The sequence below is a fragment of the Streptomyces sp. CHD11 genome, assembly GCF_018638295.1.
Taxonomy (GTDB): Bacteria; Actinomycetota; Actinomycetes; order Streptomycetales; family Streptomycetaceae; genus Streptomyces.
On sequence record NZ_JABTTS010000004.1, the window covers coordinates 14,318 to 39,447 of the forward strand.

The window sequence follows — 25,130 nt, forward strand, 5'->3', positions numbered from 1 at the left end:
CCTCAGGGCTGCCGGGTGGAGGGGCGCGGGCCGGCGGCGAGTATGGCGGCGACGTCGCGCGCGTGCGGCGCGGCAACGAGGCCGTAGTGGTCGGCGTCGACCCGGCGCACCCGCGAGGCCCGGGGCAGGTGCGCGTCCCAGGCGCCCGGCGGTGTCGGCCGCGGAGCGAGCACGGGGGTGTCCACCGGGCGTTCGGCGAGCCACACCGTGGTGGGTGTCGTGGTGACCTGCGGCAGCCGGTGCTCGGCCATGGCGGCCAGGTTCGCCCGGCAGCAGCGGGCGAGGCGCTCGGCGTACGCGCGGCCCGGATCGGTCAGGCCGTCGGCGCGGCTGCCGCCCAGCTCACGGACGAAGACCTCGTCCACCTGCGCCTTGTCGTACGCGGCGAACTCCGTTCCGGAGCCGGGCGGCGGAGGGTCGAGAAGATACAGGCCCGCCGCGGGCCGTCCGTCCCGTTCGGCGAGGGCTGCCATCGACAGGGCGGTCCACGCCCCGAACGACCAGCCCGCCAGCCGCAGCCGGGGACCCGCGTCGGGGAAGGCGGCCCGCACGGCCCGCAGATAGTCGGCGGCGCGGTCGGCGATCGACCGGGCGGGCAGCCGCGGGTCGCGCAGCGCCGGGTCGGGGATCAGGCAGACCGTCAGTTCGGCGGGCAGGGCCGAGACCAGCGGCCGGTACGCCTGGATGTCGCCGCCGACCGGATGGACCAGGCACAGGACGTCTTCGCCGGTGCCGCGCTGCCAGACCTCGACCTCCGCCTCGGCGCCCGGCTGGGCGGGCTGACGGGCGCCGCCGCCCAGCTTCCCCAGGATTTCCGTGAGGGTCACGTGGTGGCCGAGGTCGGCGAGGTCGATGTCGGTGCCGTGACGGCGTTTCACCTCCTCCAGCAGTTCCAGGAGGGTCAGCGAGTCGGCCCCCAGGTCGTACAGGGGGGCGTCGGGGTCGACGGTGTCGACGCCGAGCAGTTCGCACAGAACCTCGGTGAGGCCGGCCGCCGGTTCGCCCGACAGGGCTCCCCCGGCCGCGGCCTCCCTCGCGTCTGCCCCCGACCGGGCCCGGTGGGCGGCGGGCCTCGCCTCGTAGAAGAACCGGGCCTGCGGCAGAGGTGTCGTGCTGACCATCAGGTGCGGCAGTCGCAGGCTCAGGGCGTGCGCGAAGACCATCGCGCCGTCCTCGGGGGTGAGCGCGACCTTCAGGTGCTCCTGGTGGCGGGTGTCGCCGGCCGGCGCCTGCCGCGCCATGCCGACCTCGTCCCAGATGTCCCAGCCGATGCTCAACCGGACGGTCGCCCCGCCGCCCGCCGGTGGCGCGTGGTGGGCGAAGGCGTCCAGGCAGGCGTTGGCCGCCGCGTAGTCGAACTGGCCGACCCCGCCGTGGTGGGCCGCCATCGACGAGCAGTAGGCCACGTACGCCGGGGTGTGGCGGACCGCGAGCCGTTCGACGAGCAGGGCGCCGCGCAGCTTGGCCGCGGTGGCGCGGCGGGCCGTGGCGGCCACTCGCCCGGCGAGGAGCCCGCCCGCGGCCGTGCCTGCCGCGTGCACGACACCGGCGAGGCCGTCCAGGTGCGGGGCGAGCCGGTCGGCGATCGCGTCCAGGTCCTCCGTGGCGAGGTCGGCGCCGACCAGGGTCACACGGTCCCCGTACGGCCGTAACCCCGCCGGCACCTCGGTGCCGCGGGCGACCAGGACCACGCGGTTGGCGGAGTCCGCCAGCAGACGGGCGGCCAGCGTGACACCGATTCCGCCGGTCCCGCCGAGGATCAGATGCGTACCCGGCTCCGCCACCCGGTCGGCGGTGGACGGGAATGCGGGCGCGGGGACCGGCTGGACCGGGCGATGCCACCAGTAGCCGTCGCGCAGGGCGACCACGCGCGGGGCCAGCGTGTCGTCACGCAGCAGGTCCGGCAGGTACGGTGCCCAGTCCGCCGGGTCGGGGCCGGGCAGGTCGATCCAGCGGGGGACCACCCCCAGTTCCTGGCGGGGTGTCTCGATGCCCGCCGCGAGGAGGCCGGCCAGAGGTGTGGCGACGGCGCCGGTGACGGGCTGTGCCCGGTGCGACAGCAGCCACACGCGGGGCCTCGAGGCGTCCGGCAGGCCGGCGAGTGCCTTGCCCAGTGCGGCCACCGCGTCGAGGCAGACCCGCTGGGCGTCCTCCAGCGCGTGCTCGTCGACCCGGCCGTCCAGGGCCAGGGGCAGCGCGTGCAGCCAGTCGATGCCGTCGGCTCCGCCCTCCGTCCGGGCAGCACCGTCGCCGACGAGGGTGAGCAGGGCCACGAGCTGGGCCGCGTCGCCGGGGGCGACCTCGTAACGGTCGTCGGCGAGTCGGCGGAGAGCCGTCGCGGGGCGCACCCGCACCACCCGGGCGTAGTGGTCTTCGAGGAACCGCCAGGTGTCCGCACCGATATCGCCGCCGGTGCCACCGCCCATGTCCGCGGTGATGACGAGGGCGGTACGCGGTGCGGTACGGGACTCCGCGGGACCGTCCGTCGGCGTCCCCGGGACGTTCACGGCGCCGGGAGCCGCGCCGATGGCCGTGCCCGGTCCCGAGGGAACACCGGTACGGGCCCGGCGCAGCCGGGTCCACTGCGGCTGGTGCAGCCACTGATCGGAGGGCAGCCGTCGAGACGGCGGGTCGGCGCCCTCCGGGACCGGCGGGGGCGCGGCCCGGCCGGGGACGCGCGGGAAGTCGTACTCGGACAGGTCGAGAGCGGGCGGCGGAAAGTCCCAGGGAGCGCAGGCCGGTCCCTCGGGCCAGGCGACGGTGCGACCGGCCGTCCACGCCTCCGCGAGCTGACGCGGGTCGCCGCTCCGCACCGGCACCTCCTCCCGGGCGGCCTGGACGGCGACCGGCGCGGGCGCGCGCAGCCAGGCCGAGGCCGACGCGGCGTCCGGGCACGCCGCCGCCGCCCGCTGACCCAGCGCGGGGCGCCCGGCCTGAAGGTGCCGCAACACCTGGGGGTAGGTGGCGGGGTGCGCGTCCAGGTAGTCGGCGATGCGACGGCCGTCGGCACGCAGGGCGGCCTCGCTGCTCGCGGAGAGCACCACGCACGGCACAGCGGCGGGCGCCGTGGCGGGCGTGGCAGCGGGTGCGGCGGTGCCGGCTGCCGGTCCGGCCGGCCGGTCGGCGGGGTGTTCCAGGAGCAGGTGGGCGTTGGTCCCGCCAATTCCGAAACTGCTGACGGCGGCCACCCGGGGCACGTCCCGGGGCCAGGGCTCGGCCGTCACCGGTACCCGGAACGGCCCCGCGTCGATCTCCGGGTTGAGGCGGTCGAAGTCCGCAGTGGGCGGGACCACCCCGTGGTGGACGGCAAGCACGGCACGGACCATGCCGACGACGCCCGCGGCGGCACCCAGGTGCCCGATCTGGCTCTTGACGGAGGACAGCGCCACGCCCGCGTCGTCCGCCAGACAGTACGCGTCGCGCAGCGCGGCGGCCTCCACCGGGTCGCCCAGGGCGGTGCCGGTGCCGTGCGCCTCCACATAGGCGAGGTCGGTTCCCGTACGGCCGCTGCGGCGCAGGGCGGCACGGATCGCGGCCCGCTGGCCGGAGCGGGCGGGCGCGCTGTAACTGAGCTTGTCCGATCCGTCGTTGTTGATGCCGGAACCCGTGACGACCGCGTACACCGTGTCGCCGTCGCGGCGGGCGGCGGCGAGGGGTTTCAGGACGACCACACCGGTGCCGCTGGCCCCCACGGTGCCCGCGGCGTCCGCGCTGAACGGCCGGCAGTGCCCGTCGGGGGAGAAGATGTGCTGCGGCCGGTAGGTGTAGCCGCCGGTCAGTTCGGTGTCGACGAGGACACCGCCGACGAGCATGACCTCGGCGTCGCCCTGGCGCAGCAGCCCTGCCGCGAGGTGTACGCCGACGAGTGAACTCGAGCACGCCGACTGCACGGTGAGGGCGGGGCCGGTCAGCCCCAGGTGGTAGGCCGCCTTGGTGGCGAGGAAATCCTTCTCGTGGTGCAGGGCCAGCCGGAAGGCGTCGGGCAGCGCGTCCGGATCGCCCTCGCGCAGCATGCGCTGGAAGTAGGTGTTCTCCCCGCACGCGGCGATCAGCCCCACCCCCCGGCCGGCCGGGTCGCCGATCCCGGCGTGGGCGAGCGCCTCGACGCAGCTCATCAGCAGGTGGCGCTGTTGCGGGTCCATGAGCCGGGCCTCGCCCGGACTGAGGGTGAAGCGACCCGCGTCGAAGGCGAGGAGCCCCGCCATCTGGCTGCGGGCACCGACGCGTCCGTCCGCCGCGGGGAAGTGCTCGATGCCACGGCGGCCGGAGGTCACCAGGTCCCAGAAGGCGGCCAGGTCGGGCGCGCCCGGCAGCCGCACGGCCATGCCGATGACGGCAATGGGTTCGTCGGCGGCCTCCGGGGCCGGTCGCACCACGCCGGCGTCCCGGCCGGGTCGGATCGCCCCGCTGTCCCGGTCCCGCGCGGCCACGCCCCTCACCCGGCCCGGAAGGGCACCGCCCGCCTTTCCGTCCGGTCGTACCGCCACGTGAGCCGTCGCGTGCTCCCCTCCGCGCCGCCCCTCCAGGAAACCGGCGAGAGCGCGGAGCGTGACGTGTTCGAAGAGGTCCGGTACGGAGAAGGAGAGCCCGTCCTCGCCCGCGCAGGCGAGCTGGAACCGCATGAGGTCCAGGCTGGTGGCACCGGCGTCGAAGTACCGCTGCCGCACGCCGACCGGTGTGCCGGTGACGTCCTCGAACAGGGCCGTCAGACGCTCCTCCAGCGGTGACAGGTCGGCGGCGGCCGGTTCTTCCTGGCGCAGATCGTGACCGGGGGCGGTGAGCGTCGCGCGCCGGTCCAGCTTGCCGCTCGGGGTGCGCGGCAGCGTGGTCACGCGACGGAAGCGGGCGACGCGTACATGGGCGGGCAGCAGCGCCGACAGGTGTTCCGCGAGCCCGGCCGGATCGGGGCTCTCGCCCCGGCACTCCAGCGCGGTGACCAGGCGGCCGCCCGCCACGGCCGCGACCGCGTTGACCACACCCGGGTACTGAAGGAGCGCGGCCTCTACTTGTCCCAGCTCCAGCCGGTGACCGGCGAGTTTTATCTGGGCGTCGTCCCGCCCCGCGTAGTGGAGCAGGCCCCGCGCGTCGAAACGGGCGAGGTCGCCGGTCCGGTACAGCACGCCCAGCTCGGGATCGTCGGTGAAGCGTTCGCGGTGCGCGGCCTGGTCACCGAGGTAGCAGCGGCCCGCCATGGGCCCGCCGATCAGCAGCGCGCCGGTGGCCCCCGGCGCGACGGGGAGACCGCTGCCGTCCACCACCCGAAGGGCCGCGCCCGCCACGGGTCGCCCGATGGCGGGGCGCAGCGGCCAGCCGGCCGGGTCGCCCTCCAGGCACAGGGCGCTGACGACATGGGTCTCGGTGGGACCGTAGTGGTTGAACAGACGCGCACCCGGCAGTCCGGCGAACCAGCGGCGGATCGCGTCGGTGCACACCAACTGCTCGCCCGCGGTGACGACTTCGCGCAGCCGCGACGGGTACCGCCCGGTGCGGACACCGTGTTCGGCGAGCAACTGGAGCGCCACGTACGGCAGGAAGACACGTTCCACCGCCGCCGCCTCCAACTGTTCGAGCAGGGCCGGCGCGTCGTGCCGCCAGCCAGGATCGACCAGGTGCAGCAGGCCCCCGGAGCACAGCGTGGTGAAGATCTCCTGGAAGGAGACGTCGAAGGAGAGTATCGAGAACTGCTGGGTACGGGCCGGCCGGTCCAGTCCGCCCGTGACGCGCTGCCAGGTCAGCAGGTTGCACAGGGTCCGGTCGGGGACCTGGACGCCCTTGGGGACGCCGGTGGAGCCCGATGTGAAGAGCGTGTACAGCGGGCGCAGCCCCTCGTGTGCGTACGGCACGGGCACTGCGGCGGGTGTGCCGGCGGGTGTGTCGGTGAGGGTGACGACGTGGCGGGGGAGCGACGGCGGTGCGAGAGTCTCCAGGACACCGAGGTCCCGCCGGGTCACCAGCACGCACAGGGGGTCCGCCTGGTCGAGCACGTGCCGCAGCAGGGCCGACGGATAGGCCGGGTCGAGGGGGACGACGGTCACGCCCAACCGGGCGGCGGCCAGCAGCGCCACGATGTGCTCGGCGGACGGCTGGAGGTAGAGCGCGACGGACGCCGGAGCGGCGGGGTCGGCCGGCAGCGGATGGCGGGCACGCAGATCGGTCGCCAACGCGTGGGCCAGCGCGTCGAGTTCGGCGTACGTGAGGGTCGTTCCGCCGTCCGTGAGGGCCGGGGCGTGCGGGGTGGCGGCCACCTGCCGGGCGAAGCCGTCGGCGACGGTCGGGAAGTCGGGGACGAGCGCCTCGCCCCGGCCGGTGTCGGGCAGACCGTGGCGGTGGTCGGCGATCAGAGCGCGCAAGGTGATGTCGTCGCCGCCGGCCAAGTGGTCCAGGCACCGTCGGAACAGCCGCGCCGCCGCCTCCGCGCGCTCGGCGCCGAAATCGTCGCGGTACTCCCACAGGCAGTCGAAGCCGGACTCGTGCTCGACGACGGACAGGGCGAGCGCGCACTTGGCGCCGAGCGGCTCGGGCCACACGGGTCGCACCTCGCAGCCGTCCAGCCGCAGCGCGGAGAAGTCGGTGTTCTCCAGGACGAACAGATAGTCGAAGAGGGGGGCGCGCTCGCGGAGCACCGGATCGGACAACAGGTCGGCCAGGGCCACCTCCTGGTCCTCCAGGACGTCCCGGACGGTGTCGGCGTGCGACGCGAGGTGGGCGGCCAGACCGTCGCGGGGGCGCAGTTCCAACTTCAGCAGCACGGTGTTGGCGAACATGCCGACGGCGTCGGCGAACTCGGGCCGCGACCGGCCGGAGACCGGCGACGCGACGAGGGGACGCTCCTGGCCGGTCACCCCGTACAAGCTCGCGGCGAACGCGGACACCAGCAACTGGAAGCGGGTCACACCGCGTTCGGCGGCGAGCCGGTCCAGGCCGGCCCGGCGGACCAGGTCGAGGGAGGTCCGCAGCAGCCTCGCCCGGGGCCGGACGGTCACCGCCTCCGAGGCGGGCAGGACGGGCGACAGCTCGCCGTCACGGCCGTAGTGCTCGCCGAGCCGGGCCCGTCGCCGTCCGTACGCAGCGCTCGCCTGCCACTCCCGCTGCCACCGCGCGAAGTCCAGCGGTGTGCACGCGGACGTGGTGCCGGGCCCGCCCGACTCGCCACGCAGCGCGGCGGCGTAGGCGTCGCCGAAGTCGCGGAAGAGGAGGTTGAGCGACCAGCCGTCCACGGCGACGTGGTGCAGGTGCAGCAGGAGCACCCCCGCGTCCGCACCGCCCACCCACGCGGCGCGCAGCATACGGGTGTCCGTGAGGTCGAAGCGGTGGTCGAAGAACCGGTCGGCGAGGTCCCGCCACCCCTCGCCCCCGCCGCCGTCGAGGTCCCCGAGATTCAGGCCCTCGCCTCCGTCGAGCGGCTCCCAGGGGTCGTACGGGTCGCCCGCCCGCTGGCGCAGCCCGTGCGGGGTGGGGACCAGTCGCGTCCGCAGGGCCGTGTGCCGTTCCACCAGCCCGCGCACCGCCCGGCGCAGGGCCGCCCGGTCGACGCCGCCCCGGAGGCGGAAGACGAGCGGTACGTCGTAGGCGCGGTCCGCTGGGTCCCGCTGGTGCAGGAACCAGAGGCGTTCCTGCTCCCTGGTGGCCGGCGCGGTCGGTTCGCCGGAGGCGGCGGGCACGGGCGGATGCTCGCCGGTCGCGGCGTCCTGGGCGTGCACGGCCTCGGCGAGGGCGGCGAAGTCGGCGGTGAGCACCAGGCCCTGCGGCAGGTCGACGCGGAATCGCCGCATGACCTCGAAGCGGAAACGCAGCGCCTTCAGGGAGTCGCCGCCGTGCGGTATCCACCGGTCGTCGGGGCGCAGGCCGGCCACCCCGAGGATGCCCTCGGCGAGATCGAGCACGGGCCGCTGCTCGTCGCTGACGCGCGCCTCGCCCTCGTACGAGCGCCGCCACGGCGGCGGGGCGTCGCGCAGCAGCGCGTCCCGGTCGACCTTGCCGGTGGCGGTGAGCGGCAGTTCCGGTACGAGATGGGTGTGGTGGGGCCGCATGTACGGGGGCAGCCCGGTCGTGAGGTGCCGGTCGTAGGCGTCGAAGGAGAGCTCTCCGGGTTCGCCGCCCGGGACGACGACGAAGGCGAGCAGTTCGTTGCGGCCGGCCTCGTCGCGGCGGGTGCACACGTACGCCTGGCGCACGGCCGGGTGGGCGAGGACGCCTCGCTCCACCTCCCCCGGCTCGATGCGGAAGCCGCGCACCTTCACCTGGCGGTCCGCTCGGCCGACGTAGGTCACCCGGCCCTCGGTGTCCCGGCGCACGAGGTCGCCCGTGCGGTACCAGCGCTCCTCGCCGCCCGCCTCGCCCTCCGGGTCCGGCAGCATGACGAAACTCCGCTCGGTCCGCACGGGCAGGTTGCGGTAACCCCGGGCCAGCGCAGGTCCTGCGAGGAGCAGTTCGGCGATCTCCCCCGGCTCCGCGGTGCGTCCGTCCTCGGTGCGCAGCAACGTGCGCGTGCCGGGCAGCGGGGTGCCGAGAGGGACGGTGACGCCCGCGAAGTCCCGGGGTATCGGATGGCAGAGGGCGAACGTGGTCGCCTCCGTCGGTCCGTACACGTTGTGCAGGACGGTGCGCGAGGCGGTGTTGGCCTCGTACCACCGGCGGATCAGCCGCGCGTCGAGCTGCTCGCCGCCGACGAGGACCTGGGAGACGGTACTGAAGCAGTCGGGCACCCTCTCGACGACCGTGTTGAACAACGCGACCGTGATGAACAGTGTGCTGATGCGCCGGTCCGTCAGAGCCCCGGCGAGCGGGTGCGGGCTGTGCACCTGCTCGTCGTCGAGGATCACGCAGACACCGTCGGTCAGCAGCGGTACCCAGACCTCGAAGCTGAGAGCGTCGAAGGCCGGGTTGGACAGACAGGCGTACCGGGCGCCGGGCCGCAGGCCGATGTATCCGGGCTCGGCGAGCCGCAGCACGCCCGCGTCGGTGACCTCGACGCCCTTGGGGCGGCCCGTACTGCCGGAGGTGTAGAAGACGAAACCCGTCCCGGTGTCCCCGGTGTCCGCCGGCGCCTTCGCGGGCGAGTCGGTCCGGGCGTCCCGCACCGCGTCCGGTTCCTCGTCGCCCAGGAGCAGGTCGGCGCCGAGGGCGAAGAACTCTCCGCCGACGTGCGAGAGTTCGTCGTGGACGACGGCGACGGCGCCCGAGTCGTCGAGGATGTGCCGCTGCCGGTCGGCAGGGCTGAGCCGGTCCAGGGGGACGACGGTGGCACCGGCGCGACGGATGCCGAGCATCACGCACACCAGCCGCCAGGAGCGCGGCAGGCAGACGGCGACGGCCTGCCCCGGGCCCACCCCGAGGTCGCGCAGCCGCGCGGCGACCCGGCCGCTGAGGCGGTCGAGGCCGGCGTGGTCGAGCACGTGCGTGCCGTCCTCGACAGCGACGGCGGCCGGGGTGCGCCGGACCCGGGCGAGCACCGCGTCGGCGAGAGCGGAGGCCGACCGGCTCGGGGGGGCGCCGTCGGAAGGGGAGGTGACGTCGGTGCTCATCGGGCTCCCGCCACGGGGAGGCCGGCGGTGGAGGCCGGCGCGGACCGGTGGCCGTGGTGGGCCAGCTCCGCCGTCAGCAGGGCACCGACACGGACCGCTTCGGCACCTTCGAGGATCTCCCAGTGGCCACAGGCGAGGGTCTCGACCTGGAAGTCGCCCTCAGCCCGCCGCCGCCAGAAGGCACGGACCTCGGCGTGGAACGGCGTGTCGTCACCGTCCGGCACGGCCTGGGCGAGGACCAGGCGGGTCGGGGAGGCGGCGGGCAGGTACTCCCGGGCCGTCGACCGGTTGTGGTTGTACAGCCGGAAGTAGCGCTCGATCTGCGCGTCGTCCATGCCGGGATACATCCCGTTGAACCTCACAAGCTTGTCGCGGAACTCCGCCTCGTCGACGGCGGTGATCGCCGCACGGGCCGCGGCGTCGTCGGTGGCCTGGGTGTCGAGGAGGACGACACTGACGTCACGGCGCCCGGCCCGGCCGAGGATCTCCCCCATCCGGTGGGCGACCAGCCCTCCGTAGGACAGGCCGGTCAGCACGACGGGGCCCTCGTCCATCGGGCCGAGGAGGCGCAGATACCCCTCCGCCATGGCCTCCACCGTGGGCAGGACGTCCTCGCCGGGGTTCACGCCCGGCGACTGGATACCGTAGAGCCCCGCCCCGGCGGGCAGATGCTCGGCCAGCGGCAGGTAGCAGAACGCGGTGCCCCCGGCCGGGTGGACGCACACCACCCGCGGTCCCGCACCACGCCGGAACTCGATGAGACTGCCCGGTGCGGAGTCGGCGCCGTCCTCGCGCAGCAGCGCGGCGAGCGCCTCGATCGTGGGCCGCGTCATGACCTCGGCCACCGGCAGATGCCGGCCGAACGCCTCCGTGACGGCGTGGGCCATCTTGATGGCCGCCAGGGAAGTGCCGCCCACCTCGAAGAAGTCGTCGCCGACGCCTATGTCCGGATGGAGCAGCACGCTCCGCCATATCCGGTACAGGGCGTGCTCGACGTGGTCGCGCGGGCTGGCGGTGTTGACCCGAGTGGAGGTCCGCTCGTGGGCCAGCGCCAGCAGGGCGGCACGGTCGGCCTTGCCGCTGCGGTTGAGTGGCAGGGCGTCGAGGTCGACCACGACGGCGGGGATCATGTAGTCGGGCAGACGGCGGGAGAGCGCGGCGCGCCAGTCGCCGGCGGCACGCGCCGGTGCCGTACCCCGGCCGACCCCGGCGACCAGCCGGACCTGCCCCGCGGCGTCGCGGTCGGCGAGGACCACGGCCTCCCGGACACCGGGCAGTGCCATGAACGCCGCCTCGATCTCCGCCGGTTCGATCCGGAACCCGCGCACCTTGACCTGGTCGTCCGCGCGCCCCGCGTAGACCGCCTCGCCGTCCGGCTGCCGCCTGGCCAGGTCGCCGGTGCGGTAGATCCGCTCGCCGGGCACGAACGGGTCGGGCAGGAACCGCTCCTCGGTGAGGTCGGGGCGGTTGAGGTAGCCGCGGGCGAGGGAGGACCCGCCGAGGTACACTTCACCCACCACGCCCGGCGGCACGGGCCGCATACGGTCGTCGAGCAGGTAGAGACGGGTGCCGGGGAGCGGGCGGCCGATGGGGCAGGGACGCTCCAGCGGACGCGGCGTGTAGTAGGCGGTGCTGTACAGCGTCGCCTCGGTGGGCCCGTAGCCGAAGCAGATCCGCAGGCCGGGCAGGTGCAGGGTCATGCGGTGCAGGGCGGCCTCGGCGAGCGACTCCACTCCGGTGAGCAGCTTGCGCAGCGCCAGCCCGCGCAGCCGTACGGCGGGGTCCTCGTCGATCCACTTGACGTAGGCCGGCGGCAGGAACGCCTGGGTCACCCGACGCTCGCGCAGCCACACCAGCAGGGTCTCCGGGTCGCCGCGCAGCGCCTCGGGGACGAGGTGTAGCACACCGCCGGTGGCCAGGGGGAGCAGCAGTTCGTGGATGGAGACGTCGAAGCCGATGCTGGACCAGGCCGAATTGGCCTCGCCGGGGGCCGTGCCCATACGGTCGTGCCAGGTGGCGAAGAGGTTGAGGACACTGCGGTGCTCCACCGCGACGCCCTTGGGCCGGCCCGTGGACCCGGAGGTGTAGATCACGTATGCCGTGCGGTCCGGCGCGCGGTCGGTGCCGGACGGCGGCCGCTCGCTCTCCGCCCCCTCGGATTCGACGGCAGCGAGCGCCAGCCAACCCATGGGCCGGCCCGTGTCGTCGCCCTGGTCGCTCAGTACGACGGGGCAGGCGGCGTCCTCGACCATGCCGGTGAGCCGCTCGCGGGGCTGCCCGGGGTCGAGCGGAAGGTAGGCGGCGCCCGCCTTGAGGATGCCCAGGATGCCGACCACGAGGTCGCACGACCGTCCGGCGTGCAGGCCCACCACGTCACCGGGGCGCACGGACCTGGCGACGAGGGCGTGCGCCAGCCGGTTGGCGCGGCGGTCCACGGTCGCGTAGTCGAGCGACCGCTCCCCGTCGACCACTGCGGTCAGTCCGCCCCGCGCCCGAGCCTGGGCCTCGAAGAGTGCCGCGATTCCGGAGGCCGACCGCAGGGCGAGGGCGACGGGGCCGGCCTCCGCATCGGCGGCCTCCGGATCGTTCTCCGGTCCCCCGTCGCCCGACGGCGTGGCGTCGCCGTCGCGCACCAGCCGCCGCGACTCCTCCGGGCCCATCAGTTCCAGATCCCGGATGTCACGGTCGGGACGGTGGGCCATGTCGGTCAGCAGCCGCCGCAGGTACTCCGCCCAGCGCCGCGCCGTGGCGTCGTCGAACAGGGCGGTGGCGTAGTCGAGATGGCAGAGCAGACGCCCCTCGGACTCGGTCACGGACAGTGCGAGGTCGAACTTGGCCGGGGCGTCGGCGATCGGCAGCGGCCGGGACTCGACACCGGGCAGGTCCAGCAGGCTCCGGCGGTCCGGGACCCAGGCCAGCATGGTCTGGAACAGCGGGGTGCGAGCGGCGCTGCGAGGCGGATTGACCAGCTCGACGATGCGTTCGAAGGGCAGGTCCTGGTGGGCCAGTGCTTCGCGGACGACAGCCCGGGTACGGGTGAGCGCCTCGGCGACGGTCGGCGCACCGGACAGATCGACGCGCAGTGGAAGCGAGTTGACCAGGAAGCCGATGAGGCCGGCCGCGCCGGGCCCGCGCCGGTTCGCCACCGGACTGCCGACAACGATGTCGTCCTGGCCGGACAGGCGGGAGAGCAGACTGCTCCAGCCGGTCAGCACGGCCACGAACGGGGTCGCACTGTGCGCCCGGGCCAGCGCACGCAGCGCCGAGACAACGTCCGAGCCCAGTTCGAACTCGACCCGGCCCCCCTCGTACCGCTGCTCCACCGGACGCGGCCGGTCGGTCGGCAGATCGAGAACGGGCGGCGCGTCCGACAGTGCCTGCTCCCAGTAGCGTTCCTGGTCCGCGAGGGCACCGGCCAGTACCGCCTCGCGCTGGGCTCGGGCGTGGTCGGCGTACTGCGTGGCGAGCGGTGCCAGGGGGACCGGGCCGTCCGCACGCAAGGCCGCGTAGAGCACGCCGAGTTCCCGCATCATGACGTTCAACGAAGCGCCGTCGTAAATGCTGTGATGGAACGTCAGGAGCAGCACGTGGCGCTCGGCGGCCAGCGTCAGCAGGCGGCCGCGCCCGAGGGGGCCGGCCTCCAGGTCGAACTCCTTTTCCGCCTCTCGGTGTTGCAGGGCGGTGACCTGGGCGTCGGGGTCGGCGAGGGCGCTGAGGTCGTGCGAGGTCAGCGCGAAGCCGGTGCCGGGCGGATCGATGAGTTGCTGGACACTCCCGGCCTCGGCCACCAGCCGGGTGCGCAGGGTCTCGTGCCGATCACTGAGGGCGTCCAGGGCCCTGGCCAGCGCCCGGTGATCGAGCGGGCCGGTGAGCGAGTGCGCCACGGTCTCGTTGTACGCGGCATTCGCGCCGGGTAACTGTGCGAGGAACCACAGGCGTTGCTGGGCGAAGGAGGCCGGCCGGACGCGGGGGGCGGCCTCGGCGCGGTTGTCGGGGTCCGCGCACGAGCGAGGCGCGGGGACGGAGGCGGGGGTGTGGTGCACCGGCTTACCTGGTCTTCCCGTCAGAGGGGACTGGGGGAGGGGAACACGGCGGTCCGGGATCACCGGACGGCCGGGCGCAGAGAAGGGCGCGCTCCCGGTGTCGGCGGAGTGAGGGTGCGCGGAGGTGAGTAGGGAGAGGGGAGGATGCGTCGGCTCGTCGTTGAGCGGTCGTAAGGGGATACGACGGAAGAACTGCCCGGTGATCTGCTCTCGAAGGGGAAAGAAGGCGGGAATGCGGCTCGCCGGAAGACCTCGTGATGCCATCGATGATGATCAGTCACGGCTCGTGCGCATGTCAACACTTGACATTCCGCAGTGCCCTCAAGAAAATGCGGGACTGCTCTTTCTGCCGCCTCTCGCCGGGCGCACGCGCAGATCAGCCCAGTTCATGAGGAGTGAGGGCCCTCCAGGCGCATCACGTCGGTCGGCGGCCGAGGCACCCTCCTCGGGCGGGCGGGAGGCCGTGACGGACAGGCCAGTTGTGACGGTGAGGCCGGGCCAAGGGCACTCGCGCGCGGGGAATTGACCAGAGTGAGGAAATACCGAGGGAGGGAACGCCGCGCCCGGTATCGGATTCGCATCCGCAGACGCCTGCACCCATCCCGTACGGCCATGTCACCGCCTTCGGCGCGCTCGACGCGGCGGAAGTGAAGGCAGCCGACCCGGCCCGCGAACACCCTCGCTACCCGCATTCCGACGTCACCCGGCGAACGGAAGTCGGGGACCCCTGGACGTGTTCTTCGCCCCGGCGGTCTCTCCTCAGAAGGGGCGGTCGTCTCACCGTGGTCCCTCGCCCAGGCGCTGAGCATTCTGATGGGATCCTCCAGGGTGCGCCCGATCCCGGTCGGGCTGTACTCCACGCGCGGTGGCGCCCCGGCGTACGCGCGCCGCTCGACGAGCCCGTTGTCCTGGAGCCGAGGCAGCGTTCGGTGGAACGCTCGGGATCGCCGCGGCTGTCGGCCTGACCCTCTACTTCGCCGGCGTGGTCGCCGCCCACCTGCGGGTCGGTGACCACGAGGGCACACCCCCGGCGGCCGTTCTCACCCTGATCGCCATCGCCCTGATCGTATGCGCGCCGTCACGCGCTGAGCGTCCGGACTGCTGAGACCGGTTGACGTCGGTGACGCCCGCCCCCGGACCGCCGGCGCCTCGGTCGAGTGTGCAGCGCACCGGCGTCCCCGCCGCCGCGAGGGCGGGTTCCGCGACACCCGCGAGGACCGGATAGCCCCCGGTCGTCGGATGGTCGTGGAGGAAGACCACGGGACGCCCGTCCGGCGGGACCTGGACGGCGCCGAGGACCATGCCCTCGCTGGGCAGCTCGCCCGTCGACGCCCGCTCCGGCGTCGGCCCCTCGGCGCGCGGGCAGCTGCGGTTGCCATGGGGCGAGACCCGGTATTTCGCCGAGGCGGGGACGCGCAGCGCGGCCGGGGTGAACCAGTTGGCGCGCGCAGTCAGGCCGCCTGGGTGAGTTCCGCGCGGCCGAAGAGGATCGCGTAGCCGGAGGGGAGCCGGGCGAGGATGCGGTCGAGCAGGTCGGGCCCCGCGATGCGGGCGACGACGCCCAGGACGGAGCCGGCGTCCCAGCGTGTGGTGGCCAGGGTCCCGCCGGTACGGGTGGCGAGGTCCCTGACGAAGGCCCAGCCGGTCATCGAGTCGGTGGCCGGGATCTGGGCGGCGAAGATCTGCGCGGCCTCGCGGGGGAGGCGGGCCGCCAGCTCCACGCGTTCCTCGCCGGTGACGCGGCGGCCGAGGGCGGCCAGGACGGTGAAGACGACCTCCTCGGCCCGTTCGCGGGTGGGGTAGGCGCCGTGGTAGCGCACCTGTTCCAGCAACTGGCCGTACGACATGGCCGGGAGGGTGGTGACCGTGGCCGGGGCCGTCGTGGTCTGCATCGGTGAAGGGTGCCTTTCTCACTCGTAGGGTGGTGACGGTGTCGGCCGGCGGCCGCGGGAACGGCGGGCTTCAGTCACCGCACGGGGTGCCGAGGGCCTTGGCGTCCTGCGGCCGGCCGAAGAGCAGGTCGTATCCGGGTGGGAGCTGCAGCAGGATGCGGCGGGTCAGCTCCTCGCCCGCGGCGTCGGCGGTCACGCTGAGCACGGCGCCGATGTCCCAGGCCGCGGTCTGTTCGGTGGCCCCCTCGATCCACGCCGCGGTGGCCCGCACGAACCGTTCGGCGGACAGGGGCTCGGCGGCCTGGAGGGGATTGAGCAGGATCAGAGCGAAGGTCTCCGGGAGCCGGGCGGCCAGCTCCGCCCGTACCTCGCCGACCAGGTGGGCGCCCAGCAGCCCCAGCACGGTACGCGAGGCACGGTCCGCCTCCGCGCGGGTCCCGTATCCGCCGCGTTCCCGCACCTGGTCGAGGAACACGTCCCAACGCATGGCCATCGGGTCCTCCTTGCCCTGACGGTCGTGCCGGCGGGCGGAGGGCGGGCGCCCGCGGGGAGGCGGCCCGCCCTCCGCCGGCCGTGGTGGCCTCGCCTCAGCCGGCGATCTCCTTGCGCTCCTCGCCGGCTCCGATGGCGACCTTCCGTGGCTTGGCCCGCTCGGCGATCGGGACGCGCAGGGTCAGCACGCCCGCGTCGTAGTCGGCGGTGATGCGCTCGGTGTCGAGGGAGTCGGCGAGCACCACCTGGCGGGAGAAGACACCCAGGGGACGCTCCGCGAGCTCCAACTGGACGTCGTCGCTCTCGGCCACGGGGCGGCGCTCGGCCCGGACGGTCAGCATGTTGCGCTCGACGTCGATGTCGATCGCGTCCGGGTCGACTCCGGGCAGATCGAGCGCGATCACGTAGGCGTCGCCCTCGCGGTAGGCGTCCATGGGCATCGCCGAGGGACGCGACCAGGTGCCGGGCGTGGTGCCGAACAGTTGCTGGGTGAGCCGGTCGAACTCACGGAACGGGTCGGTGCGCATCAGCATCGTGAAACACCTCCTGTACGAGCGGAACCGCTCATGCGCTGCTTCCTGCATCTCTTGTAACATGTCATCGAAACGATGACAAGTGACGATGTCGCCTGTCGGGTGACGCCAGTCCAGTGGGGTGAATCATGACCGCAGACGCCCAGAAAGCCGGTGCGCGGCCCGCGTCGTTCCTCGCCGCCGAGGCAGCACTGGCGGCGATCGACGAAGCCGTCCACACCGCACAGGCCGCACAGGCCGCACAGTCCGGGCGATGGCCCGGCGACGATGTCAGTTCCGATCAGGCCCTCGCCGCCCTGCTGCTCCTGCGTCGGATCCGCGCCCATCTCGCGGGCTGGGAGACGGGGCTGATCGAAACCGCGCGTGACGCGGGAGCCAGTTGGGCGGATCTCGCCCAGCCCCTCGGTGTCGCCAGTCGGCAGGCCGCCGAACGGCGCTATCTGCGTCTGCGCCCGGGAGCCCCCGGCACCACCGGTGAACAGCGTGTGCAGGCCACCCGGGACCGCCGTGCCGGGGACCGGGCCGTCACGGCCTGGGCCCGCGGCAACGCCGGCGACCTGCGCCAGCTCGCCGGCCAGATCACCGCGCTCACCGGTCTTCCGGCCGAGGCCCGTACCCCCCTCCTGCAGGCACTCGGCCGTGACGACGCCGCCGGTCTCATCGGTCCACTGGCACGGGCCCGCGATCACCTCGCAGTCGACCAGTCGGAGCTGATCACCCGTATCGACACCCTGACCCGCCACACCGACCGGATCCGCGCATCGGGGAACGTCGAGCGCCGGCCCCCGGGGTGACGGGTGGCGCCGTCCGCCCCGGCCGGCTTGTGCCGCTGGGATCCACCGGAGCCGGAGCCGGAGCCGGAGCCGGAGCCGAAGCCGAAGCCGGGACCGGGACCAACACCGGCCGTCCGCCCCGGCCGGCACGGCAGTGGCCACCCCCTCGACGCCCCCGGGACGGCGGGGCCGCGGTCGCGTCGATCCTGCCCCTCGAACCGGCGCTCGAGTATGCAGTAACCTCACTCCGGCTGCTGTTCTCCTGTAAACGCCCGGTTCCCGCGACGTCGGAGGAGTTTCCCGCGGAACGGCCGCAACTCCCACAGTGGAATTCCGACAGGACAAGGGGTCAGTAGTTCATGGAGTCCAACCACGTCAGCCCGGCGAATCCGCACCCCGTGGACGCGCTGCCCGACGCGTCGGAAAACTACAGGACCGCGACGATCCGCACCCCGGAGATCCGTGTCGAGAAATGGGGTAAATGGGAGATCGAGTACGAGTTCACGCCCGCCGCGGGTGATCACGGGGGCCTTCTCGTCGTCTTCTCCTCGGTGGGTTCGAAGTACGGGTTCGGCAACGCCCTCTCGGGCGTTCAGTGCAACGTTCTGCGCATTCGCGACCGGTTCGACGGCGGGACGTCGTACTACGTCTGCCGGGATATGGACTTCTCCGTTTCCGACGCGGTCGAGGAGCTGATCTCCTCCTACGCGGAGCGGCTGGGCCAGGCGCGCGACTCCGTGGTGCTCGCCGGATCCTCCAAGGGAGGCAGCGCCGCGATCTTCTACGGCCTGAAGTACGGCTACCGGAACATCGTCGCCTCCACTCCCCAGTACTACATCGGCAGCTATTCGCAGGGGCACGGAGTGCTCGGCGCCTACGTTCTCGGCGAGGGGGAGCCGCAGGAGAACGTGGACACGCTCGACGCCGTGCTGCCGACGCTGCTGGCCGAGGACCAGGACCACGACCGCAACATCTACCTCGTGTCGTCCACCCAGGATTACCAGTACGAGGAGGAAGTCGTGCACTTCCTCCCGGCCTTGCGGAAATACTCCAACTTCAACCTGTTCATGGTGCAGTCGCCCGCCTTCGTCAAACACGCGGAGGTGACGCGGCAGGGCCTTTCGATGATTCTGAGCATCATCTACGCGCTGACCGAGGGCACCACTCCGAGGTGGGGCGAGGTCCAGGTCGGTTCCAACGAGGTCGACGAGGCCGCCGCGTCCGCGTATCTGGCCGACCTCCGGGCGCGGGACACCGCGGCGGCCGTCCTGACCGGCGTCGCCCTCACGGACCAGCGGGCCAGGCTGACGGGACACGCCTTCCTGCCCGGCGCGGCCGCTGCCACGGAGGAGTCCGGGGACGGCGGGGCCCAGGAGACCAAGCAGCTCGTCCTGGTGCGGGACGGCGAGGCGTGGATGGCCGACATGGACACCGTGCCGGTGGACCAGCTCTATCTCAAGTACTTCGAGAAGCACTTCGTCTCCTACGCGGACGGCGGGTTCGCCTGCGACGCGAAGGAACTGTTCGATTCACTGCCCGAAGGGGTGTATGACGCGTTCGCCCGGGTGAGGAGCGAGAGCGAGAACATCGACCGGAGGGTTCCCCTGGTCACCTTCGCCGCGATCGACCGCAGGAGCGCCTCGCGCGGCAGCGAGGTCGTCCTCAAGGGTGACAAGAAGCGCGTCCGGTTGATCAAGCGCAGCCTGGTGGACAGCGGTCCCGGCGGCTCCGTCTTCTCGGTGAAGCGCTTCACCATGAAAGATCGCCATCTCCGGGTGTACGGCGTCTGCTTCGTGCCGGGCCGCAACGCGGACAACAAGAACCACGCCAAGTACTACCTGACCCTGCAGGGCCCCGGCGGCGCTCATACCTTCGACCTGCAGGCCGTGCAGCGGGCCGACAAGGTCAGCCCCCACGTGAGCACGGGCGACTTCGGCTCGTACGGATACGGGTTCTTCACCTCGCTGGACAGCACGGGCGTCGACCTCACCGCACTCCCGGCGGGCAGCTACACCGTCCAGGTCTCGATGAGCGTCGGCGGCAGCCTGTTCACCCACCCGGCGGGCCGTGTCGAGCTGGGCCGGAACGGGGCCAAGGCGTTCCCCCACGAGGCGGGCGTCGAGGACGGGGCCAGGACCGGCGCCCGGAGAAGCCTGCGGTCGAGACTGCGGCGTCTGTAGACCCGCGCCTTTCGTGGAGGGGGCCGCCGGAACCGCCGGCGGCCCCCTCACCGGGATCAGCTCCCGAGCGTGGCGCGCAGACCCGGCTGGAGCCGGCCGGCGTGGGCCAGGACCATGTCGTCGCACAGGTGCCAGATCTGCTCCACGCGCAGCGCGGACGACGTCGCCGGGTCGACCATCGCGGCATGGCGGATGTGCCGTGGCTCGTTCTCCATCGCCGCCCGCACCACCAGCTCGTTCGTCCCGAGATAGGCGCGGTTGAGGGAGGCGAGCTGAGGGGGCAGCGCGCCGACCCGCGTCGGCCGTACCCCGGACCCGTCCACCAGACACGGCACCTCGACGGTGCCCCCGTCGGGCAGGTTCTCGATCAGACCCCGGTTCGGGACATTGCCGTACACGGTGCGCGGGGTGCCGGTGATGATGCTGTGGATGATCTGCGGCGCGTACTCCATGGTGCCCTCGACCTCCAGCTCCGCGCCCTTGGCCAGGGCGTCCCGGGTCCTCTCGTACGCGGCCACGTTCTCGGCCACGATGTCCAGGTACGCCCCGACGGGCAGCCGGAGCCGCTCGATCTCCTCGGGATGGTGCAGATACCACGGCAGGTACTCGGCAGAGTGCTCGCTGGTCTCGGTCGGGTAGAAGCCGAGCCTGCGGTACATGTCGATGCGGACCCGGCGGCGCAGTTCCGGGTCCTCGGCGATCAGGGCGTCCAGCCGCTCGAACAGGTTCTCCCCGTCGTGCTCGAACCGCAGCACCCACGCCTGGTGGTTGACGCCGGCCGCGAGGTAGGTCACCTCCTCGAAGGGGGCGTTCACCAGCCCGCACAGGTCGTGCACGGTCCAGTGCACCGAATGGCACAGGCCCACCACCCGGCGCAGACCGGTGGCCCGGCTGAGGTACTCCACGTTCATGGCCATCGGGTTGGTGTAGTTGAGCAGCCAGGCGTCCGGGCACACCTCGGTCATGTCGTCGCCCAGCGCCTTCAGGAACGGGAAGGTGCGCAGTGCGCGGAAGATGCCGCCGACGCCCAGGGTGTCGCCGATGGTCTGCGCGACACCGTAGCGGGCCGGAACCTCGAAGTCGGTCCGGGTGGCCTCGACCATGCCGATCTGGACGCAGTTGACGACGAAGTCGGCGCCGGCCAGTGCCGCGCGGCGGTCCGCGTGAGCGGTGATCGTCGGCGCGGCACCCCGCCGGGCGGCGATATGGCGGGCGGCGGCCTCCGCGGTGGCCAGCCGCTCGGGGTCGATGTCGTGCAGGGCGATGTGCGCGGTCCGCAGCTCCGGGAAGGCGAACAGGTCGGCGAGCAGGCCCTGGGTGAAGACGACGCTTCCGGCGCCGACGAGGACAATCCTGGGAACGATCACGATGCTCCGGCTTTCTGCGGGTCGAGGTGGGACAGGGCTTCGTCCCAGGAGGGCTGGGCGTCGGTGCCGCCGGGGCGGCGGGTGGACAGGGCACCGCAGACGGCGGCGAGGGCGAGTGCCTCCTCGGCCGGGCGGCCGTTCAGCAGCGCGGTGAGGAAACCGGCGTCGAAGCTGTCCCCCGCGCCCACGGTGTCGCTCGGCCGTACGGGGACGGCGCCGGTGCGGTGCAGGGTCGTGCCGTCGGTGCAGAGCGCGCCGTCGGCGCCGTTCTTCACCGCGACGAGCGGCACCCGGCCGGCGAGGACGCGTGCGGCCTCCGTCACCTGGGAGGGACCGGTCGGCCGGCCCGCCAGCCGGCATGCCTCGTCGGCGTTGGGCAGCAGCACGTCGGTGTGGTCCAGGACGCCGGCGAGCGCGGCCGGGTCCCAGCGGCCGGACGGGTCGTCGTTGGTGTCGAGCGAGGTGGTCGCTCCGGCGTCCCGGGCGGCGGCGAACAGGCCGGGGAGCCCGGCGGCCAGCCGTGGCATCAGGAAGAACGAGCCCGCGTGGACGTGACGGACCGAGGTCACCAGCCGGTCGGGCACGTCGGCGGCCGATACGGCCGCCAGGGTGCCCGGCGCGGTGAGGACGGCGCGGTCGCCGTCGCGGGTGACGCACACGGTGAGCGGGGTGGGCAGGGTGTCGTCGAACCGCAGCGCGCCGGTGTCCACGCCTCGCGCCGCGAGCCGGTCGCGTACGTAGTGACCGGCGTGGTCGTCGCCCACGCGGCCGGCGAAGGCGACGCGCAGCCCCAGCCGGGCGGCGCCGCAGGCGGTGATGGCGGCCGAGCCGCCGAGGGTCATGGCGCCGCCGTCGACCAGGAGTTCGCGCTGGCCGAAGGCGAGGGGTTCGGTGAGGGGACCGACGACGACGTCCGGATTGGCGTCGCCGACGACGAGCAGGTCGAAGTCGCGTGGCATGAGTGTCCTCGGTGACGTGACGGGTGAGGAGAGACGGGGCGGGCCGGCGGCACGCGGCCCGGGAAGGGGGTCAGCCCTTGAGGCCGGTCGAGGTGATGGACCGGATGAAGGTCTTCTGCGCGGCGAGGAAGGCGATCAGCACCGGGACGACCGTGATCACATTGCCCGCCATGACGGCCGACCATCGCACGGTGTGCTGTCCCTGGAAGGTGGTCAGCCCCAACTGCAGGGTGTACTGCGGTTCGTGGTGGATGGCGATCAGCGGCCACGACAGGTCGTTCCAGGTGCTGAGGAACGTGAGCACGGCCACGGTGGCCAGGGCCGGCCGGGACAGCGGCAGCACGATCCGCACGAGCACGCCCATCCGGGTGCACCCGTCCATCCAGGCGGCCTCCTCCAGCTCCCGCGGCAGGCTCAGGAAGAACTGGCGCAGCAGGAACACCGAGAAGGGAGTCACCAGCGACGGGACGATCAGGGCGCCGAGGGTGTCGATGAGCCCCAGGTTCTTCATCACCAGGAACGTGGGGATCATCGTCAGCTGGAACGGGACGATCATGGTCGCCAGCATCAGCCCCATCAGCAGCCGCGAGCCGCCGAACCGCATCCGGGCGAAGGCGTACCCGCCGAGGGTGCCCAGCACGAGGTTGGAGAGGACCGCCGCCGCGGACACGATCAGCGAGTTGGCGAACCACCGCGGGAACATGGCGTTGCCGGTCACGAAGCGGTAGCCGCCCGTGTCGAGGTCCGAGGGCCACAGCGCCGGGGGAAACCGGTTGATCTCGGCATTGCTCATCAGGGAACTGAGGACCAGCCAGATCAGCGGAACCGCGAACAGCAGGGCCAGCGGGGCGAGCAGCAGGTGCCAGGGGCTGAACGGCAGCCAGGTGCGGCGGCCCCGGTGCCGGCGGGCGGTGACGGGCCCGGAGAGTCCGCGTCCGGGGCCCGGCCGGCCGGCGTCGCGGCGACGGTCCGTGGACAGCAGCGTCATGCTCCGGCTCCCTTCACCGGACGGACCCCGCCGCCGCGACGCGCCAGCCGCAGGCCGGCCCCGCCGAGCAGCAGGGCCGCGGCCAGCACGTACGCGGCCGCCGCGCCGTATCCGGCGGTGAAGTTCCTGAACGCCTGCTCCCAGATGAAGTACACGATCACCGAGGTCGCTCCGAGCGGACCGCCCTTGGTGGTCACGTACACCAGGTCGAACACCTGGAGGGCGTTGACGGTCTGCCACAGCACCAGGAAGACGCTGACCGGAGCGAGGGAGGGCAGGGTGACGTGGCGCAGCACGTGCCGGTGGGCCGCCCCGTCCAGGCGGGCCGCCTCCGTCAGTTCCTTCGGCACCCCCTGCAGCGCGGCCAGGTAGATGACGACGCAGAACCCGGTGCCGCTCCACACCGACACCGCCACCAGGGCGAAGAGCGCCTGGTCCGGGTCGGAGAAGAAGCCCTGGGAGCCGATGCCGATCCGGTGCAGCAGGGAGTTGGCCGCGCCGAACTCCGGGTCGAGGATGAAGGAGAACAGCACGCCCTGCGAGGTCGCGGACATCACGAACGGCACGAAGAACAGCGTGCGGTACAGCCCCGTGAACCGCAGACGCCGGTTGAGCGCCAGCGCCAGCGCCAGCCCGAGGACGATGCTCAGCGGGACGTACAGCGCCGTGTACAGCAGGGTGTTGCGCACGGCCTGCGCGAACTGGGGGTCGTCCGAGAGCTGGCGGTAGTTGTCCAGCCCCACCCAACTGCTCGGCGTGAGCAGGTCCGAGGACTGGAACGACAGCAGCAGCGACCACAGGACGGGTACGACGCTCAGGCCGACGATCACCAGGACGGAAGGGGAGACGAACGCCCATGCGGTGGCCGACTCGCGGCGCCTGCGGCGGTCGGGGAAGGCGGCCCCGCGGACGCCGGGGCGGACGGTGAGCGCAGTGGGGCGCGGCATGACGTCCCTCAGTTCTCGGCGGCGAGAGCGGCGTCGGCCCGGGTGGCACACGCGCGCAGGGCCTGCTCCGGAGTGCTTCTGCCGAGCAGCACCGAGGTGACGGCCTCGGCGGCCGCCCCGGAGATCTTCGGGTACGCCGGGACCACCGGCCGTACCCGCGCGGTGGCCAGGGCCTCGGTGAACACCGACAGGCCGGGGACCTCGCGGGTGTGCTCGCGCCACCTGGGAAGGTCCTCCGTGGGGCGGCTCAGCGGCAGGCTTCCCGCCTCGATCGCCCAGCGCACGTCCTGCGCGGGCTGGTTGAGCCAGCCGATGAAGGTGCGCGCCGCCTTCGTCCGGGCCGGTCCGTTGTCGAAGACCGCCCAGGTGTCGGGGCCCGCGATGGTCACCGACTCACCGTGGAACCCGGGCAGGGGCACCACGTGGTAGTCGATGCCGGCCCCCCGGATGTCGGGCAGTTGCCACGGACCGGTCGTCACCATGCCCAGACGTCCCCCCGCGAACACCTGGTACATCTGCTCACCGCCCGGTTTGGGGTCGACGTAGCAGCTCTCGTTCTCCACCAGCGCCCGCACCACCTCCAGGGCGCGCCGTCCCGGCTCCCCGGCGAAGCCGATCCGCCGTCCGTCCTCGGAGACGACGTCTCCGCCCAGGTCCCACACCATGGGCCAGATGCGCCACACGGTGTCCTCGTCACCCGCGCCGGGCCAGCCGGTGCCGAACACGTTCTTGCCCTTGTCGGTCAGCCGCCGGGCCGTGTCGACGTACTCGTCCCAGCTCCAGCCCGGTTCGGGCAGTTCCACCCCGGCGGCCCGGAACACCTTCTTGTTGCAGACCACGGCCAGTGCGTCCACCAGGGCCGGCAGGGCACGCACCTTGCCGTCGACGGTGACGGCGTCGCGCGCGGCGGGCCAGTACTGCTTCCACGGCACGGGGCCGGAACCGGTGGTCTCGGTCAGGTCGGCCAGTTTCGGCGACCGGGCCACGCTGGCGAGGTCGGATCCGAAGATGTAGGCGATGTCGGGGGCGGATCCGGAGGCGAGACCGGCGGTCACCTTCTGGAGCATGGCGTCGGCGATCACGCCGCCGCCGAGATCCACCCGGATGTCCGGATGCGTCCGGTGGAAGTCGGAGACGAGGTTCTTGAGCGTCGTCAGGGCGGTGTCCGCCTGGCCGTGCCACATCTCGATGCGGACGGTGCCGTCGGCGGACTCACCGTCGCCGCCGCAGGCGGACACCGCCGCGCCGGTCATCGCGGCGAGCGCTGTCGCCCCGGCTCCGCTGAGCACACCACGGCGGGACGGACCGCTGTCCGGTCGGTGGGCCATGTCTACCTCCAGGTCGTCTGGGAGGGGGTCGGGCCGGTCGCACGAGGGAAACGGGTGCCGTCGGCCGGGAGTTCAGAAAGAGGGGGAAGCAGGGGGAACCGGGG

The 25,130-nt window shown here is 73.1% G+C and carries 14 protein-coding genes and 1 pseudogene; 3 read left to right on the plus strand and 12 right to left on the minus strand.

Annotation, left to right across the window (positions count from 1 at the left end):
* Positions 1 to 2: 2 nt before the first annotated feature.
* From HTV45_RS05665 to HTV45_RS34975, 3 genes are all read right to left on the minus strand, one after another.
* Positions 3 to 9,524, minus strand: a complete 9,522-nt coding sequence (locus HTV45_RS05665; RefSeq protein ID WP_215204500.1) for a non-ribosomal peptide synthetase — start codon at positions 9,522 to 9,524, stop codon at positions 3 to 5.
* Positions 9,521 to 13,567: an amino acid adenylation domain-containing protein gene (locus tag HTV45_RS05670; RefSeq protein WP_308309178.1), complete on the minus strand. Its 4,047-nt coding sequence runs from the start codon at positions 13,565 to 13,567 to the stop codon at positions 9,521 to 9,523. Before HTV45_RS05670 ends, HTV45_RS05665 begins: the two co-directional genes overlap by 4 nt.
* 386 nt (positions 13,568 to 13,953) lie before the next feature.
* Complete coding sequence (locus tag HTV45_RS34975) at positions 13,954 to 14,490, minus strand: winged helix-turn-helix transcriptional regulator (RefSeq protein WP_308309226.1); 537 nt, start codon at positions 14,488 to 14,490, stop codon at positions 13,954 to 13,956.
* Between HTV45_RS34975 and HTV45_RS34040 the strand changes: the two genes are divergently transcribed.
* Positions 14,433 to 14,672: a DoxX family protein gene (locus tag HTV45_RS34040; protein ID WP_308309179.1), complete on the plus strand. Its 240-nt coding sequence runs from the start codon at positions 14,433 to 14,435 to the stop codon at positions 14,670 to 14,672. The two genes, HTV45_RS34975 and HTV45_RS34040, sit on opposite strands and share 58 nt — an antisense overlap.
* Before the next feature lie 53 nt (positions 14,673 to 14,725).
* Here the strand turns inward: HTV45_RS34040 and HTV45_RS34045 are convergent.
* From HTV45_RS34045 to HTV45_RS05695, 4 genes and pseudogenes are all read right to left on the minus strand, one after another.
* A pseudogene (locus HTV45_RS34045) lies at positions 14,726 to 15,133 on the minus strand (hypothetical protein); the annotation flags it as partial.
* Positions 15,019 to 15,459 carry a DUF2267 domain-containing protein gene (locus HTV45_RS05685; protein WP_215204503.1) on the minus strand — a complete coding sequence of 147 codons (441 nt, stop codon included), beginning with the start codon at positions 15,457 to 15,459 and terminating at the stop codon, positions 15,019 to 15,021. The pseudogene HTV45_RS34045 and the gene HTV45_RS05685, both read right to left, overlap by 115 nt.
* Before the next feature lie 70 nt (positions 15,460 to 15,529).
* The gene (locus tag HTV45_RS05690) at positions 15,530 to 15,952 is read right to left on the minus strand and encodes a DUF2267 domain-containing protein (protein WP_215204504.1); all 423 of its coding nucleotides are present in this window, start codon (positions 15,950 to 15,952) and stop codon (positions 15,530 to 15,532) included.
* Positions 15,953 to 16,046: 94 nt separating this feature from the next.
* On the minus strand, positions 16,047 to 16,484 hold the full coding sequence (locus tag HTV45_RS05695) for an Hsp20/alpha crystallin family protein (RefSeq protein WP_215204505.1): 438 nt from the start codon (positions 16,482 to 16,484) through the stop codon (positions 16,047 to 16,049).
* A gap of 128 nt (positions 16,485 to 16,612) precedes the next feature.
* Between HTV45_RS05695 and HTV45_RS05700 the strand changes: the two genes are divergently transcribed.
* Both HTV45_RS05700 and HTV45_RS05705 read left to right on the plus strand, forming a co-directional pair.
* Positions 16,613 to 17,278 carry a type III effector protein gene (locus tag HTV45_RS05700; RefSeq protein ID WP_215204506.1) on the plus strand — a complete coding sequence of 222 codons (666 nt, stop codon included), beginning with the start codon at positions 16,613 to 16,615 and terminating at the stop codon, positions 17,276 to 17,278.
* A 338-nt stretch (positions 17,279 to 17,616) separates the two neighbouring features.
* Positions 17,617 to 19,437: a hypothetical protein gene (locus HTV45_RS05705; protein ID WP_251691399.1), complete on the plus strand. Its 1,821-nt coding sequence runs from the start codon at positions 17,617 to 17,619 to the stop codon at positions 19,435 to 19,437.
* Between the two features lie 56 nt (positions 19,438 to 19,493).
* On the opposite strand, the gene HTV45_RS05710 is transcribed toward HTV45_RS05705, so the two are convergent.
* The 5 genes from HTV45_RS05710 to HTV45_RS05730 all read right to left on the minus strand — a co-directional run bounded on the left by HTV45_RS05710 (position 19,494) and on the right by HTV45_RS05730 (position 25,026).
* Complete coding sequence (locus HTV45_RS05710; protein ID WP_215204507.1) at positions 19,494 to 20,804, minus strand: alpha-glucosidase/alpha-galactosidase; 1,311 nt, start codon at positions 20,802 to 20,804, stop codon at positions 19,494 to 19,496.
* Positions 20,801 to 21,763, minus strand: coding sequence for a carbohydrate kinase family protein (locus HTV45_RS05715; RefSeq protein WP_215204508.1), 963 nt, complete (start codon positions 21,761 to 21,763; stop codon positions 20,801 to 20,803). The genes HTV45_RS05710 and HTV45_RS05715 overlap by 4 nt, the downstream gene beginning before the upstream one ends.
* A 70-nt stretch (positions 21,764 to 21,833) precedes the next feature.
* The gene (locus HTV45_RS05720; RefSeq protein WP_215204509.1) at positions 21,834 to 22,751 is read right to left on the minus strand and encodes a carbohydrate ABC transporter permease; all 918 of its coding nucleotides are present in this window, start codon (positions 22,749 to 22,751) and stop codon (positions 21,834 to 21,836) included.
* Positions 22,748 to 23,698 (minus strand): carbohydrate ABC transporter permease, encoded by a 951-nt coding sequence (locus HTV45_RS05725; protein WP_215204510.1) that lies wholly within the window; start codon positions 23,696 to 23,698, stop codon positions 22,748 to 22,750. Before HTV45_RS05725 ends, HTV45_RS05720 begins: the two co-directional genes overlap by 4 nt.
* A gap of 8 nt (positions 23,699 to 23,706) precedes the next feature.
* Complete coding sequence (locus HTV45_RS05730) at positions 23,707 to 25,026, minus strand: ABC transporter substrate-binding protein (protein WP_215204511.1); 1,320 nt, start codon at positions 25,024 to 25,026, stop codon at positions 23,707 to 23,709.
* Positions 25,027 to 25,130 lie beyond the last annotated feature (104 nt).